Raw genomic sequence first — 15,446 nt, 5'->3', positions numbered from 1 at the left:
CATAATTTATAGTTTTTTGGTTAGTTAATAGCATAAAAACTCAGTCATTAATTTGACTGAGTTTTTTTGTTTTAATACATTTGAGGTTATTTTAGTTATAATGTATCGAATCTATGAAAAAAAATATAATTTTCTCGTTGTTGCTTTTCACTTTAGGTTTCGATACACAAAAAGATGAAGCTTTTTCATCAGGTGAATATCTAAAGTTTAGAGTGCATTATGGAATCATAAATGCCGGCTATGCCACAATCGAAGTTAAAGATGCTACGCTAAACGATCAGGCTGTTTTTCATGTTATAGGGAAAGGGTATTCTACTGGTATGACCAAATTCTTTTTTAATGTAGAAGATATTTATGAAAGTTACATTGATAAGAGTACAAGGAATCCCTATCGATTTGTTCGAAAAATCAACGAAGGAGGGTATACCAAAAACCAGGAAGGTTTTTTTAATCAAAAGACCAATAAAGTTTTGGTAAAAGATTACAAGCATAAAACCGAAAAAACTTTTGACTTTCCCAAAAACGTTCAGGACATACTTTCTTCCTTTTATTATTTACGAAATTATCCCAATGTTAATAAAATTAAGATTGGAGAGTCGGTCATTATTGATATGTTTTTTGACAATGAGACTACAAAATTTAAGTTAAAATTCATCGGGAGAGAAGATATTAAAACTAAATTTGGTGTTGTATCCACTATGATTTTTAGACCTTTGGTGCAGTCTGGACGGATTTTTAAGGAAGAAGAAAGTTTAACAATTTGGATTTCAGATGACTATAATAAAATACCTATTCGGATAAAAGCAAACCTTTTGGTAGGATCACTCAAAGCCGATTTGGAGGAATACAAAGGATTGAATAATCCGTTTAAAATTAAATCAAAATGACAATTAATGATACCACAGCATCAATTTTGGATGAAATTGATCATAAATTTCAAGCTATAAATCAAAAAACAGATACGCATCTTGAAGGACTACTTTGGTCCAAACCTATAACCTATTGGGATTACATTCAAACAGATGCTTTATTGAATTTGCAAATTCAAAGAACAACATTGCCCGACGAAATGGTTTTTATTATGTACCACCAGGTCAATGAATTGCTTTTTAAAATGATACTTTGGGAAATGCATCAAATCTCTTATGCCGAAAAATTAACAACAGAGTTTTTCACAGAACGGTTAATGAGAATAAGCCGTTATTTTGATATGTTGACCACTTCTTTTGATATAATGGGAGACGGTATGGAAGTAGAACAGTATATGAAATTTAGAAATACGCTTACACCTGCAAGTGGTTTTCAAAGTGCACAATATAGAATGATTGAAATTGCTTCAACCGATTTAATCAACCTTATCGATTACCGTTTTCGAGCAACAATAGACAGAAATACACCTTATGAGCATGCCCTAGATCACATGTATTGGCAAGCAGCAGGGAAAGATCATGAAACAGGTGAAAAGTCTTATTTGCTTTTGGAATTTGAGCGTAAATACAAAACTGCATTCATAACTCAAATGCAGGAATATAACACCATTAATCTTTGGCAAAAATTCAAACAATTACCCGATGCTGATCGTGAAAATCCAGATTTGGTAAAAGCAATGCGCCATTATGATCATACGGTAAACATTACATGGGTGATGGGGCACCTCAATGCAGCCAGAAAATATATAGACAATGGTAAAGGTGATGGAGAAGCAACCGGGGGAAGTGACTGGAAAAAATACATGCATCCCAGATACCAAAGAAGAATTTTCTTCCCGGAATTATGGAGCGAGGAAGAATTGAGGAATTGGGGAATTGAAAACTTAAATTAAAAGTAAGCAAAGTTTGAAAAAGATAATTCTAATTTTAGTACTATTGTTTTCCATCATATCCTGTAATAGGAAAGAAGAAATTATGGAAAACCAAGTAATTGCAAAATCCAAAAAGAGTGATTTTGGATTCAAGTTTTCTGATTTTAATGTTGTCCAAGATTCTGTAAAATCAGGAGATACTTTTGGTAGTATTTTGCAAAGACAAAATATTGGCAATAAAAAAGTATTCGATATTGTAGCGCAAGTAAAAGATACTTTTGATGTTCGAACCATAAGATTAAACAAACAGTACACCCTACTTCGTTCAAAAAACAAAACTAATACGCTGGCTGTTTTTATATACCAACCGGATGCATTAAATTATTACGTAGTAGATTTGAGAGATTCAATAGCAAAAGCCTATAAAAAAACAAAACCTTTGACATTAAAAAGGAGAACTATAGGCGGGATTTTAAAGGGTTCGCTTTCGGAAACATTAGAGTCTGCAAATGTGGAAGGAGCATTAGCCACTAGGATTTCAAAGATATTTGCTTGGTCTATCGATTTTTTTAAAGTAAAAAAAGGAGATCGATTTGGTCTGACTTTTACCGAGAGGTACATCAATGATTCTATTTATGATGGTGTAGACAGTCTTGAAGCCGCTTTTTTTGAATATAAAGGAAAAATTATTTATGCTTTTCCATTTGAACAAAATCCTGGTTCAGGTAAAATGGATTATTATGACGAAGATGGTAAAACGCTAAAGAATTTTTTTCTTAAAACACCTATAAAATTTAGCCATATTACTTCTCATTTTTCGATGAATCGTTTTCATCCCGTACAACAAATTTGGAAAGCACACAAAGGGACAGATTATGCCGCACCAACGGGTACTCCAATTTCTACTACAGCTGCAGGTATTGTTGAGCAAACGGGCTATACTGCGGGTAATGGGAATTTTGTAAAAGTAAAACACAATAAAACCTATTCTACTCAGTATTTACATATGTCTCGAATACTAGTTAGAAGAGGGCAACATGTGAATCAAGGGCAAACTATAGGACTGGTTGGAAGTACAGGATTGGCTTCAGGACCACATGTGTGTTATCGTTTTTGGAAAAATGGTGTTCAAGTAGATGCCCTGCGTTTAAAATTACCAAATGGAGAACCAATGAGCTCAAAAAATAAAGAGCGGTTTTTAAAGAAAATAGAGCCATTGAAGTTCGAATTGGATAGTGTGTCGAATTTATAAATATTAAAAATAAAGAAACTATTCTAAGTTGTGTTTTTTAGGTAGTGTATAAAGTTAATTTTAATGCAGATTTCTCAAGTTATTACAGTTTATTTTGTGATTTTTTGAGAAATCTGTTTTCTTTTTTTAACAAGGTTGTTTTTAAAGCATTTCTGTTTTTTTTAACTATTTAATAGTTATATAATGTCCTGATTTTAGTCCATTCAAACTTATTTCAGTAAATTTGCACAATTATAAAAAACTAGAATAAATGGCTTTAAATACAATAAACCCAACTGAAACTTCTGCTTGGAAAAAACTTCAAGCACACTATACTGAAATGCAAAAGGCTTCAATGACAGCAATGTTCCAAGCCGACATGTCAAGAACTGAAAAGTTCCATTTGAAATGGAACGATTTTTTAGTAGATTATTCCAAAAATAGAATCAATCAAGAAACTCTAAATTTGTTAGTTGAATTGGCTAATGAAACAGGTTTGAAAAATGCAATCACCGAATATTTTGGAGGAGCAATTATAAATCAAACAGAAAATAGAGCAGTTTTGCATACTGCATTACGAGCCACAGCAACGGCTGTAATAAATGTAGATGGTGTTAATGTAATACCAGAAGTATACGAAGTAAAAAACAAAATTCAATCATTTACAAACGAAGTAACCTCTGGACAAAGAACAGGGTACACCGGAAAACCATTTACCGATATCGTTAACATTGGTATTGGTGGTTCCGATTTGGGACCTGTTATGGCTGTTGAAGCTTTGCAATATTATAAAAATCATTTGAAGGTTCATTTTGTGTCCAATGTTGATGGAGATCACGTTAATGAAATTATAAAAAAGCTAAATCCTGAAACAACATTATTTGTTATTGTTTCCAAAACGTTTACCACGCAAGAAACCTTAACCAATTCTGAAACCATCAAAGCTTGGTTTTTGAAATCGGCAAAACAGGAAGATGTTGCCAAACATTTTGTAGCGGTTTCAACCAATTTACAAAAAGTAACCGAATTTGGTATTAATCCAGACAATGTGTTTCCAATGTGGGACTGGGTTGGAGGACGATTTTCTCTTTGGAGCGCAGTCGGACTTTCTATTAGTTTGGCGGTTGGTTTTGATAACTTCAACGATTTGTTAAGTGGTGCTAATGAAATGGATGAACATTTCAAAACTGCAGATTTTGATAAAAATATTCCTGTAACACTTGCTTTATTAAGTGTTTGGTATAATAATTTCTTTGGTGCCGAAAGTGAAGCTTTGATTCCTTATACACAATATTTGCAAAAACTTGCACCTTATTTACAACAAGGAACGATGGAGAGCAATGGCAAAAGTGTAGGTCGTGACGGAAAACCGGTAAATTATGAAACGGGAACCATTATTTGGGGTGAGCCAGGTACAAATGCTCAACATGCATTCTTTCAATTAATTCATCAAGGAACCAAATTGATTCCTTCTGATTTTATTGGATTTGTAACTCCTTTATATGGTGATGAAGATCATCATGATAAATTGATGTCCAATTTTTTTGCTCAAACTGAAGCTTTGATGAACGGAAAATCTCAAGAACAAGTACAAGCTGAATTTGACAAACAAGGATTAAGTGCTGAGAAAGCAAGTGAACTTTTGCCTTTCAAAGTTTTCTCTGGAAACAAACCAACTAATACGATTTTGATTCAAAAATTGACTCCTAAATCATTAGGTTCACTTATTGCAATGTACGAACATAAAATATTCGTGCAAGGAATTATTTGGAACATATTTAGTTTTGATCAATGGGGGGTAGAACTTGGAAAACAATTGGCGAATTCAATTTTAGACGAGATTAACACCAAACAGGTAAAAAATCACGATAGTTCAACACAATTTTTATTGAATCATTTTTTAGAAAATAAATAGATTTATTAAGAAATATAATAATTACAAAAGCCTTGATATCTGAAAATCAAGGCTTTTTTTTAGTCTAAAAACGAATAAAGATTTCAAGTATTCAAAGTAATAATATTGTTTTGCAAAATTTTGTTATCATATTCATATTTTTTAATTCTTAATTCAGAATAAATCGCAAAAAATTAATTAATAAACGTAAATATGTTTATTTAGTATGCGTGTATTGTAAAAGGAGCATTTTCTTAATACAATGTTAACATTTATTGATTCAAATGTTATAATTTTGCCAAACTAAACAAACAAAATAATATGAAAAAAATCACCTTTATTTTTATTTTTTTTCTGTCGGTTATTGGTTACTCTCAGGTAACTACTTCAGGAATTTCAGGAACAGTGAAGTCTGTTACTGGCGAGAACATAGCGGGAGCGTCGGTGCAAGTGATTCACTTACCTACTGGAACAAAGTATAATGCAATTACAAATTATACAGGCGGTTACTCAGTTCAGGCTATACGTCCAGGAGGGCCATATACTGTTAAGTTTACTTTCATTGGTACAAGATCAAGTGAAATTACAGATATTACAGCTCCTTTAGGAAGTACGATTACTGTAAACACAGTTCTCGTAGATGAAACAAGTCAACTAAAAGAGGTTGTTGTTTCTTCTTCAAAATCAAATGGTGCTTTTTCTAAAGGAAAAACAGGTGCTTCCCAACAGTTTTCTAATAGACAAATTAATGCTGTACCAGTTATTGGAGCTCGATCTATTAATGCTATAACTAAATACAATGCCAATGCTGGAAGCGGTGGTACTTTTGGAGGTCAAGATTCAAGGTTGAATAACTTTACTATTGATGGTTCTGTTTTTAATAATGGTTTTGGTTTGGGTAGTGATGCGCAAGCAGGAGGTAGAACGGGTTCTACAGCAATCTCTCTAGATGCTATTGAACAATTACAAGTAAACATTGCTCCTTTTGATGTACGTCAAACGGGTTTTACGGGATCTGGAATCAACGCGGTAACTCGTAGTGGAACAAACGAAGTTGAAGGATCAGTCTATAACTCATTCAGAAGTAATAAAGAAAGTTTTGTTGGAACAAAGGCAGGTGAAGTAAAAATTGTACCAGCTACTTTTGATGAAACAATTTGGGGGGCTAGAATTGGTGCTCCAATTATAAAAGACAAATTATTCTTTTTTGGTAATTTTGAAACGATTGAAAATACAAGTCCTGCAACGACTTGGACGTCTACAAATTCTCCAAATGGAGGTGCACAAGTATCTGCTCCAACATACGATCAAATGCAAGCGCTTTCAACTTTTATGCAAGACAAATTCAATTATACTACAGGGCCTTGGGAGAACTATGACGCTAAGAAAGAATCTAAAAAATTCCTTGGTAGAGTAGATTGGAACATCAATGATGATCATAAATTATCGGTACGTTATGTACATAGTGATTCTTCCTCGGATGAAGTTACATCATCATCGAACTCTTTAGGATTTGGGGGTAGAACAAAAAATGTAAATTCGATGTCTTTTAAAAACAGTGGCTATGTAATTGAAGACAATACTAGGTCTATCGTTGTACAATTGGACTCTAAACTGTCTGATACATGGAGCAATAACTTTATTGCTGGTTATGATAAACAAATCGAAGATAGATCCCTACAAGGAGGAGGATTGTTCCCAACCATTGACATCAAAAATGGAACGCCTAGTACTGTTGGTAATTTAAACTTTATCTCTGTAGGTTTGGATCCATTTACTCAAGGAAATAAATTGAGATATTCTACTTTGCATTTTACAGACAATGTAACTAAAACTTTTGGAAAACATAGTTTGTTGTTTGGTGCCAATTATGAGCATTTTAAATCAGAAAATTTATTTTTCTCTGGATCAAACGGAGTTTATATTTTTAATTCTTTGGATGAATTTTATAATGCAGCAAACGAATCTTTAGCTCTTAATGGAGCTCCTTCTAAAGTGAATTTGCCAGTTCGAACTCAATTTCGATATTCTGCATTGGATGGAGGTGTAGAGCCTATGCAAATAATGGAATCTGATAAGATAGATTTATATGCACAAGATGATTTTAAAGTAAATGAAAATTTCAGAGTTATTTTTGGTTTACGAGCTACATCTGTTTCATTTAAAGATACAGCAATAGAAAATAAAGCTATTACAGGCATGACTTTTGCAAATGGAGAAAAATTTAACACAGGTGATATGCCTGATACACAATATTTATTTGAGCCTAGACTAGGTTTCAACTTGGATGTTGCTGGTGATTCAAAAACTCAAGTGAGAGGGGGAACAGGAATTTTTACCGGAAGACCTCCTTATGTGTTTTTGTCTAATGCTATTGGAAACAATGGGGTCCTGACTGGATTTGTTGACGCAAGTGATGTAGCAGTTGCTACTGGTGGATATGGATTTACTGCTAATCCTTCACAATATTTTACACCTGCAACACCTACTTTGCCATCTACATTTGATTTAGCATTTACTGCTAAAGACTATAAATTTCCTCAAGTTTGGAAAACGACTATTGCTGTAGATCAAAAATTACCTTTTGGTTTTGTAGGAACTGTAGAAGGAATTTTTAGCAAAAACATCAATGAAGTAGGGTACTATAATGCGAATTTAGCCAATCCAGTTGGAAAAATTGCTGGGCCAGATAACAGACCCTTATATGCAGGTAATGATAATGGTGTTCGTATAAATAATACTGTTTCAAATGCTATAGTGTTGACAAACACGAATCAAGGGTATTTTTATTCTACTACTTTTAAATTAGAATATCCATATAGTAAAGGATTGTGGGGTTCATTTTCTTATACACATTCTGCAGCTTATGATTTGCTTTCAGCTGGTTCTATCGCTTCTGGTTCTTGGACAGGTGCAAAGTCTATTAATGGAAACAATGATTTGGCTTTAAGTCTATCTAATAATAATACTCCTCATCGTTATGTTGGTATTATTGGATACAAAATTGACTATGGCACAAAGTATGGTGGATCTACTTCTATAAATTTAGGTTATATTGGAGAACAAGCCAGCCCATTTACTTATGCCTATGGAGGAGATTTAAATGGAGATAGAGTAAATGGGAATGATTTACTTTTTGTTCCTCTTAAAGCTACAGACATAAGATTTAGTCCAATTACTCAAAATATAGCTGGAACTTCAGTAGTACTGTATACTGAAGCGCAACAACAAGAGGCTTTTGATAAATTTATAGATCAAGATTCTTATTTATCTAAAAGAAGAGGGCAATATGTAGAAAGAAACTCTAATATCTTACCAATGTTGCATAAAATAGATCTTTCTGTTACACAAGATTTCTTCGTGAATATCGCTGGCAAAAGAAACAGTTTTCAGTTTAGAGCAGATATCTTAAACTTTACAAATTTCTTGAACAGAAATTGGGGTATTTCTCAACGAGCTACTGCATCAAATATATTGAGTGTAGCTCAAGCACCAAGTGGAGCTAATGGTAATATTCCTTTTTATACTATGGCTCTTCAAACAGATAATGAAGGAAAAAGATTTTTAGCTAGAGACACTTTTCAAAAAAATGCATCTATATTTGATGTTTGGCAAGCTCAATTTACCTTAAGATATACTTTCGGGAAATAATATTTATTAAAAACTAGACGAATACTTTATAAACAGAAAAACAAAAATTATGAAATTTAAAAATCAAATCCTATATTTTGTTGCCGTTTTATCGGTTGCATTAATGACTTTTTCTTGTACTAATGATGATAACAAAGATGTAGTAAAACTTCCTTCTATAGTTGATATTGCAAAAGCAGATCCTGCTAATTTTAGTATATTAGTAGATGCATTAAATAAAACTGGATTAGCAACTACATTAAGTAATCCGGGTTCTTATACTGTTTTTGCTCCTACAAATGCTGCTTTTACAGCTGCAGGGGTTACAAGTGCGTCTATTATTGCTCTTGACCCAGTTGTTAATGCTCAACAAATTGCTGATTTAAAATTATCTCTTCAAAATCACATTATAGGAGTAGGAACAAGATCGGCAGATTTAGTTGCCACAGCTTCTTTTAAAACTTTTGGATATTATAGAAATAATCCTTTGGCTTTTACAGGTGCTAACTTGAATATGACTATTAGTAAAACTGGAACAGATATTTTAATAAATGCCGGGGAAACAAATGGAGGTGCCAAAATAACTAGTGTAGATATTGAGGCTAGTAATGGAATAGTTCACGTAATTAATAGCGTATTAAAATTACCAACAATAGTAAATCAAATTATTTCAACCCCAAGTTTATCATCTTTATTAGGAGTTGTAAGTAGCCCTGCTCAAGCAAGTGTATTAGCAATTTTAACAAATGCAACATTTACATCCACTGGCGCTGTTACGGTATATGCTCCAAATAATGATGCTTTTACAACTGCATTGGGAACAGGTGGTTATTTAGTTGGAAAAACAGATGCTGAAATTACAAATATCTTAAAATATCATTTACAAACAGGAAATAATACAGCAAGTTCTGCAACCTCTTATACTTCTTCAACGGCTTTTGCAGACGTTAAGGTTAATACTTTATTTAGTACTCCTGCACCTGCTAAAACATTTACTATTACCAAAGGAACAGTTAAAATTACAGATTTAGTTACTCCCGTAGTTAATGGAAATATTAAAGTTATAAATATTCAAGGTACTAATGGTGTTATTCAAATAATTGATAAAGTATTACAACCAATGTAGAATATATTTTTTTTCTAAAAAACCCAGAAATTTTTTCTGGGTTTTTTTATGACTTTTTTGCTTATATTTGTTTAAATTAAAAAACTATTTATGTACACTATTTTACAAAAATTTCACTCTGGCTGGGCATATATTGCATTGTTAGTTCTTGTTATTGCTGTTGTTAATGCTTTAATTGGATTGGCTACTAAAAAAGAATTTACGGCCAAAGACAGAAAAATTGCGCTGTTTGGTTTAATTGGAATACACACACAATTGTTGTTTGGTATAATTTTATACTTTGTATCTCCACTAGGACTTGCCTCTTTTGGGCTAATGTCTGATAAAGCTTTACGTTTAACTTCATTGGAGCATCCGTTAATCAATCTAATCGCAATTGCCTTAATTACAATCGGTTGGTCAAAACATAAAAAATTGACTACAAGTGAATCAAAATTCAAAACCTTCTCTATATTTTACGGTCTAGGGTTGTTATTGGTATTAAGTAGAATTCCTTGGTCGCTATGGTTTAAAAACTAATGAAAAGTCCTGAAAAGGACTTTTTTTACCCATAATTTTTTTTATAAATCAGAGTTTCACCTAATAAACTATAAATGAAAAAAATAATCACATTGTTGTTTTTACTTGCCAATATTGGTCTAGTAAGCAGTCAAAGTTCCATTATAAACAGCAAAAAATTTACCATTAATAAAGACACCGTAAAAAAATCAACAAAGGTTGTACTAAAAGATGTTGAGCCAATTGCTGTCGCCCCAGACTCAGCAATTATCGAAACTGGTAAATTTGTTTTCTTCAAAAAAAATGCACATGCTTCCTATTACCATGATAAATTTAATGGAAAGAGAACAGCAAGTGGCAAACGTTTTGATAATCAAAAATTAACTGCAGCTCATAGGAAATTCCCTTTCGGAACCAAACTAAAAATTACCAATGAAGCCAATGGAAAATCCGTTATTGTAGAAGTGATTGACAGAGGCCCTTTTGCCAGAGGAAGAGAAATTGACTTAAGTAAAAAAGCTTTTATGGATATAACGTCCAACAAAAGGAGTGGTGCTGTTAATGTGAAAATTGAGGAATTGAGAAAATAATTGCTTTTTTAGGAACTAGTAAAAAAATATTACTCAAACAATTACCAACTCTTAAAGGGATTCTTACTCAAAAAAGCATTGTAGTATCTGTTGTCATTAGTGACTTCTTCTCCCAGCCAAATTGGTTTTTCAAAGGATTCTTCTTCTGACTGTAATTCAATTTCAGCCATAATCAATCCTTCATTTTCGCCATAGAACTCATCTACTTCAAAAATATGATGGCCCGTTTTGATTTCAAAACGGGTTTTGTCTATTACGCCCTTTTCACATAAAAGCAATAATTTCTCGGCTTCATCAACAGGGATCTCTTTTTCCCATTCAAATCTGGACATGCCTGATTCGTTTGATATTCCTTTTATAGTCAAAAAACCTTTGTTGCCTTTCACACGAACGCGAACCGTTCTTTCAGGAATGGAGCTTAAATAGCCTTGCTTTATTCTGTTTTGATTGAAAGCCACTTCTTTGAAAGCTTTCGAAGTAACCAAAAATTTTCTTTCTATTTCTACCATTTATTTGAAGTATAAGGAGCTTTTTCCAGCTGTACACTATATTCCCAATTAACAAAAACTACGACAAAAAAGTTTTGTTTTTCTAAATCGGGAGATGCCGTTTCTATCTGGGCTAGTCAGTGCATCAAAGATATTCATTTATTTTTTAACAGTTCCGTTGTTCCATTTTTTTCAAAACGTTTTTAAATTTGTAAAATGCTCGAACCACCTCCATATAGAAAAATCATACACATTGACATGGATGCTTTCTATGCTTCAGTCGAGCAAATGGACAACCCTGATTTAAAAGGAAAACCTATAGCAGTAGGCGGTGCCGAAAATCGAGGTGTCGTTTCTGCGGCTAGTTATGAGGCTAGAAAATTTGGTGTTCGTTCAGCTTTGAGTGGAGTTTTGGCTAAAAAAAATTGCCCAGAACTTATTTTTGTAAGCCCTCGTTTTGACCGATACAAGGAAATATCCAAAAAAATCCATAAAATATTTCGAGATTATACAGATTTGATTGAGCCTCTATCTTTAGACGAAGCTTATCTGGATGTTACTCAAAACAAGAAAGGAAATCCTAGCGCCAGTTTATTGGCACATGAAATTCGCCAAAGAATTTTTAATGAAGTTGGGCTTACGGCTTCGGCTGGAATTTCGGTCAATAAGTTTGTCGCCAAAATTGCCAGTGATTACAATAAACCCAATGGTCAAAAAACGGTAAATCCTGACGAAGTTATTCCTTTTCTGGAGCAATTACCCATTCAAAAATTCTATGGAGTGGGGAAGGTAACAACCGAAAAAATGTTTCAACTTGGGATTTTTACAGGCTTAGATTTAAAAACAAAATCAATCGAGTTCCTTGATAAACATTTTGGAAAGTCTGGCGGTTTCTATTACAATGTAGTGCGGGGCATTCACAACAGTGAAGTAAAATCAAATCGGATTACAAAATCAGTGGCAGCAGAACATACTTTTGATATCAATCTTTCTTCTGAAATATTTATGATTGAGAAACTTGAAAAAATTGCGGCCGAATTAGAACGCCGTTTAAAAAAACACCAAATTTCAGGCAAAACGATTACGTTGAAAATAAAATACAGCGATTTTACTCAACAAACACGAAGTAAAACAATGCCTTATTTTATTTCGAATAAATCGCTTATTCTGGAAATTGTAAAGGAGTTATTGTACCAAGAAAAGATGAAAGACTCTGTTCGACTTCTTGGAATTTCCTTAAGTAATTTGAATACAGAAATTAAAAAAACAATTGTCGTACAGCTTAAATTTGATTTTTGATCAATAAAACTTTGGTTCAACAATAGTTAAACCCTAACGAATTGTATTGTGTTCTTTGTATTGTTTTTATATTTGAACCTTAAAATCAATATTATGGCAATTCAATATGACAATAATAATCCTAAAGCAAAGTATCTCTGCTCCTTAAAGTGGAATGCCATTCCTTTAATTTCTTGGGGTTTTAGTGCTACTTATAAAACGGAACTAAAAAATGTAGTTTTGGATTATAATAAAATCGCGATAATTTCCAATTCAAAAAAATGGAAAAATGCAGATTGGGATTTCAAAAATAAATTGGAAGAAAAGGTCATTTTGATCACAGATGCCAATTTGAATATTGTTTTTGCATCACATAGTTTGCATAAAATGAATGGATATAGAGAGCAGGAAGTGCTTGGCAAAAGCCCAAAAATGTTTCAGGGTAAAGAGACTGTTATGACAACCTCCCTTGAAATCAGAGAAGCTATTTCGCTTCAAAAACCATTCGTTAAACAAGTTTTAAATTATAAAAAAAGCGGAGAACTATATTATTGCAATATTGAAGGTTTCCCCATTTTTAATAAAAAAGGAGAGTTAGTAAACTTCATAGCATTTGAGCAGGCTGCTTAACTTATAAAAGATACTTATTTAGAATACTATTGTTGTTGCTGCTGCTGATGTTGTTCTATATAGCTTATTTGTTCCTTAACTTCCTGTGGAATTTCTTCAAGAAGAACATCGTTTATTTCTTCATAATGTCTGCCGTCTTCATAGCCTATTGATACACATACAGAGAGCGTTTGTCTTGCAAGTCCTTTAAAAGTTCCTTTAATTGGGGTGCAATCATAAAAATTTCTTCCTACAGCCAATTTTACATGATTGTCCATTGTCCATATATTATTGGTGGGATCTAAACCTAACCAGCCTTGCGAAGGGGTGTAAATTTCGACCCAGGCATGTGTTGCACCTTCGCCCCTTAAGCCGCTTTCGTAGGGGCAAATGTATCCACTCACGTATCTGGCAGGAATGCCAAAAGTACGAACTAGTTGCAATAATACATGCGCAAAATCTTGGCATACTCCCTTTTTAAGGGTTAGAATTTCATCAATTGTAGTTTCGATATTCGTAATTCCTTTAGTGTAAGTAAAGTTATCGAATATGTACTGATTGCATAATTGTGCAATTTCTATAATTGGTTTATTGGCTACATCTATTGATGTCAAAATGGTTTTTATCTCCTCTTGTTTTACAATAACCTCTGGATAACTAAGTCTTAATAAGGTTATGTTTTCACTTTTTTCTTTCTCAATGTCTTTTATGGTATTACTGTCAAAAGCGGGTATTTTTAGAGAATGATTCACTTGAACAGTCATTCTGGATTCAATGACCATTTCTTCATGTGCCTCAAGATTGTTAAAATTGGCAACTTTATTACCGTAGTAGTCATGATAATATTCTACTTCTGGATTATGAGTGATTAAAAGTTGGTAATCGATGACGTCTTGATTGCTAAAATTATGAGGAAATAGGCGTAACTCGTTTATACTTTCTTTTATTGGCCAGTTGTATTGGTATTTTGTAATGTGAACTATTTTGAATATTGCCATAAGTTATTAGGTGTAGGAAAAAAATAATTTTGAGAAGTCAACTGAAAACTGATTTAATTGTGTTTTTGTAGTTTCCAGAACCTCTTCTAACTGTGTGCCAGTTAGGTGATGATAGTCTGTAAAGTCAACATAACTTTTTAATCTTCCAAATTGATTGTATAATTTTCGAGCTTCACTTATTTCACTGTCTTTAACGAGGCAATCCAAATATTTATTAATTAAATCTAACGTATAGATTACAGAATGAGCAAAATCGCGATTGAAAATCACATGTTGAACTATTTTTCTGTTGTGTTTAAGGTTACTGTAACTTTTTAGATATAATTCATATCCAGATAATGAAAGTAATAATCTTCTCCAGTACATTACATCTTCATTTCCTTCCAAATTGTATTGTATCGGTGCATAATAGGCTTGAGTCATTGAGATGGTTTGTAAGCATCTCTCAATTAGTTTTCCAATATTCGAAAAACTCCATCCAAGTCCTCTTGGCATAGTAACATGTAATATACCATTATAGAGCAAGAGGTCTTTATTGAGTTTATTTACAATTTGTAAAGCATCTGAAGTTTCTAGTTTTTTGGGAAGATCTGGGGAATTCATAAAGTGATACAATGAATTGATATGTTCCCAAAGCTCTTTGGTTATTTTGTCTTGAGATCCTCTCGCATTTTCCCGAGCTTTTAAAATCAAATTTTTTACCGAATTGTGGTTTAAGCTATCGCAAATAATGTATTTCAAAACAAAGTTAGTATCGTATTGAAATTCGTTTATCTGACTGCATGTTAGGTCAGTGTAGTATTTTAACAGCGGTTTGTAGCCTTGGCAATCCTCGGTTTCTTTGTCGAATGACAATATGTAACTGGTATTAAGAGTTAGCAGCATGCCATCGGTTCTTTCCATATATCTGTTGAGCCAAAACATTCCGTCTGCAACTCGACTTAGCATATTTGCTTTCATTTGATCCGATTTATAAAATGTAAAAAAACTTTGTTTAGTAATAGATTTGGGATAGCTTTTCAATCCTAATTATTGGGGCGTGACTCTGTTGAGCAAAGGGGCTTACATACAGTGCCGCTTATACAGCCCCTTTACTCAACAGAGTCGGGCTATCACGAGCGCATGGCGCCTTGCTCTATCCCTCACGCAAAATGACGTTAAGTTTAGATGTTTTAGATTAAGGATTGCCGATTTTTTATGACAGAGCTAGTTTTGAAAAAATATTAGATTGTCTATTTCACGACCATTTTTATATCTGTTGTCTAAAAGCGTAGATCAAAAATTTGCAATCATTTTATCCTTA

General features: G+C 33.0%; 13 protein-coding genes. 10 read left to right on the top strand and 3 right to left on the bottom strand.

Annotation, left to right across the window (positions count from 1 at the left end; translation table 11 throughout):
* The first annotated feature begins 113 nt into the window (after positions 1-113).
* The 8 genes from OZP06_RS06880 to OZP06_RS06845 all read left to right on the top strand — a co-directional run bounded on the left by OZP06_RS06880 (position 114) and on the right by OZP06_RS06845 (position 10,770).
* On the top strand, positions 114-887 hold the full coding sequence (locus OZP06_RS06880) for a DUF3108 domain-containing protein (RefSeq protein WP_281324402.1): 774 nt from the start codon (positions 114-116) through the stop codon (positions 885-887).
* On the top strand, positions 884-1,822 hold the full coding sequence (locus OZP06_RS06875; protein ID WP_281238518.1) for a tryptophan 2,3-dioxygenase family protein: 939 nt from the start codon (positions 884-886) through the stop codon (positions 1,820-1,822). The genes OZP06_RS06880 and OZP06_RS06875 overlap by 4 nt, the downstream gene beginning before the upstream one ends.
* A gap of 13 nt (positions 1,823-1,835) precedes the next feature.
* A complete protein-coding gene (locus tag OZP06_RS06870) occupies positions 1,836-3,053 on the top strand; it encodes a peptidoglycan DD-metalloendopeptidase family protein (RefSeq protein ID WP_269224230.1) in 1,218 nt (405 codons plus the stop codon).
* 250 nt (positions 3,054-3,303) lie between these two features.
* Positions 3,304-4,947, top strand: coding sequence for a glucose-6-phosphate isomerase (pgi, locus tag OZP06_RS06865; RefSeq protein WP_281324401.1), 1,644 nt, complete (start codon positions 3,304-3,306; stop codon positions 4,945-4,947).
* A 300-nt stretch (positions 4,948-5,247) separates the two neighbouring features.
* Positions 5,248-8,577 (top strand): TonB-dependent receptor, encoded by a 3,330-nt coding sequence (locus OZP06_RS06860; protein ID WP_281324400.1) that lies wholly within the window; start codon positions 5,248-5,250, stop codon positions 8,575-8,577.
* Positions 8,578-8,626: 49 nt separating this feature from the next.
* Positions 8,627-9,682 (top strand): fasciclin domain-containing protein, encoded by a 1,056-nt coding sequence (locus OZP06_RS06855; protein WP_281238522.1) that lies wholly within the window; start codon positions 8,627-8,629, stop codon positions 9,680-9,682.
* A 90-nt stretch (positions 9,683-9,772) separates the two neighbouring features.
* A complete protein-coding gene (locus OZP06_RS06850; protein ID WP_269224227.1) occupies positions 9,773-10,201 on the top strand; it encodes a hypothetical protein in 429 nt (142 codons plus the stop codon).
* A 74-nt stretch (positions 10,202-10,275) separates the two neighbouring features.
* Positions 10,276-10,770 (top strand): septal ring lytic transglycosylase RlpA family protein, encoded by a 495-nt coding sequence (locus OZP06_RS06845; RefSeq protein WP_281238523.1) that lies wholly within the window; start codon positions 10,276-10,278, stop codon positions 10,768-10,770.
* Positions 10,771-10,811: 41 nt separating this feature from the next.
* On the opposite strand, the gene OZP06_RS06840 is transcribed toward OZP06_RS06845, so the two are convergent.
* A complete protein-coding gene (locus tag OZP06_RS06840; protein ID WP_269224226.1) occupies positions 10,812-11,279 on the bottom strand; it encodes a CYTH domain-containing protein in 468 nt (155 codons plus the stop codon).
* A 195-nt stretch (positions 11,280-11,474) separates the two neighbouring features.
* Here OZP06_RS06840 and dinB point away from each other — a divergent pair, with 195 nt between their 5' ends.
* Both dinB and OZP06_RS06830 read left to right on the top strand, forming a co-directional pair.
* Positions 11,475-12,557 (top strand): DNA polymerase IV, encoded by a 1,083-nt coding sequence (gene dinB, locus OZP06_RS06835; RefSeq protein WP_281238525.1) that lies wholly within the window; start codon positions 11,475-11,477, stop codon positions 12,555-12,557.
* Positions 12,558-12,650: 93 nt separating this feature from the next.
* Entirely contained in the window at positions 12,651-13,166 is a 516-nt protein-coding gene (locus tag OZP06_RS06830) for a PAS domain-containing protein (RefSeq protein WP_269224225.1), read from the top strand.
* Positions 13,167-13,192: 26 nt separating this feature from the next.
* On the opposite strand, the gene OZP06_RS06825 is transcribed toward OZP06_RS06830, so the two are convergent.
* Positions 13,193-14,143, bottom strand: a complete 951-nt coding sequence (locus tag OZP06_RS06825; protein ID WP_269224224.1) for a transglutaminase family protein — start codon at positions 14,141-14,143, stop codon at positions 13,193-13,195.
* A gap of 6 nt (positions 14,144-14,149) precedes the next feature.
* Positions 14,150-15,103, bottom strand: a complete 954-nt coding sequence (locus tag OZP06_RS06820; protein WP_269224223.1) for an alpha-E domain-containing protein — start codon at positions 15,101-15,103, stop codon at positions 14,150-14,152.
* Positions 15,104-15,446 lie beyond the last annotated feature (343 nt).

Origin of the sequence: Flavobacterium sp. IMCC34518 (assembly GCF_027111095.2) — a bacterium.
Classification (GTDB): domain Bacteria; phylum Bacteroidota; class Bacteroidia; order Flavobacteriales; family Flavobacteriaceae; genus Flavobacterium; species Flavobacterium praedii.
This window is presented reverse-complemented; position numbering and strand designations above follow the sequence as displayed.

Coding starts and splice junctions, on each gene's coding strand:
- OZP06_RS06840 (WP_269224226.1), bottom strand. CDS start 11,279: ATGGTAGAAATAGAAAGAAAATTTTTGGTTACTTCGAAAGCTTTCAAA.
- OZP06_RS06825 (WP_269224224.1), bottom strand. CDS start 14,143: ATGGCAATATTCAAAATAGTTCACATTACAAAATACCAATACAACTGG.
- pgi (WP_281324401.1), top strand. CDS start 3,304: ATGGCTTTAAATACAATAAACCCAACTGAAACTTCTGCTTGGAAAAAA.
- OZP06_RS06820 (WP_269224223.1), bottom strand. CDS start 15,103: ATGAAAGCAAATATGCTAAGTCGAGTTGCAGACGGAATGTTTTGGCTC.
- OZP06_RS06875 (WP_281238518.1), top strand. CDS start 884: ATGACAATTAATGATACCACAGCATCAATTTTGGATGAAATTGATCAT.
- OZP06_RS06860 (WP_281324400.1), top strand. CDS start 5,248: ATGAAAAAAATCACCTTTATTTTTATTTTTTTTCTGTCGGTTATTGGT.
- OZP06_RS06830 (WP_269224225.1), top strand. CDS start 12,651: ATGGCAATTCAATATGACAATAATAATCCTAAAGCAAAGTATCTCTGC.
- OZP06_RS06880 (WP_281324402.1), top strand. CDS start 114: ATGAAAAAAAATATAATTTTCTCGTTGTTGCTTTTCACTTTAGGTTTC.
- dinB (WP_281238525.1), top strand. CDS start 11,475: ATGCTCGAACCACCTCCATATAGAAAAATCATACACATTGACATGGAT.
- OZP06_RS06855 (WP_281238522.1), top strand. CDS start 8,627: ATGAAATTTAAAAATCAAATCCTATATTTTGTTGCCGTTTTATCGGTT.
- OZP06_RS06845 (WP_281238523.1), top strand. CDS start 10,276: ATGAAAAAAATAATCACATTGTTGTTTTTACTTGCCAATATTGGTCTA.
- OZP06_RS06850 (WP_269224227.1), top strand. CDS start 9,773: ATGTACACTATTTTACAAAAATTTCACTCTGGCTGGGCATATATTGCA.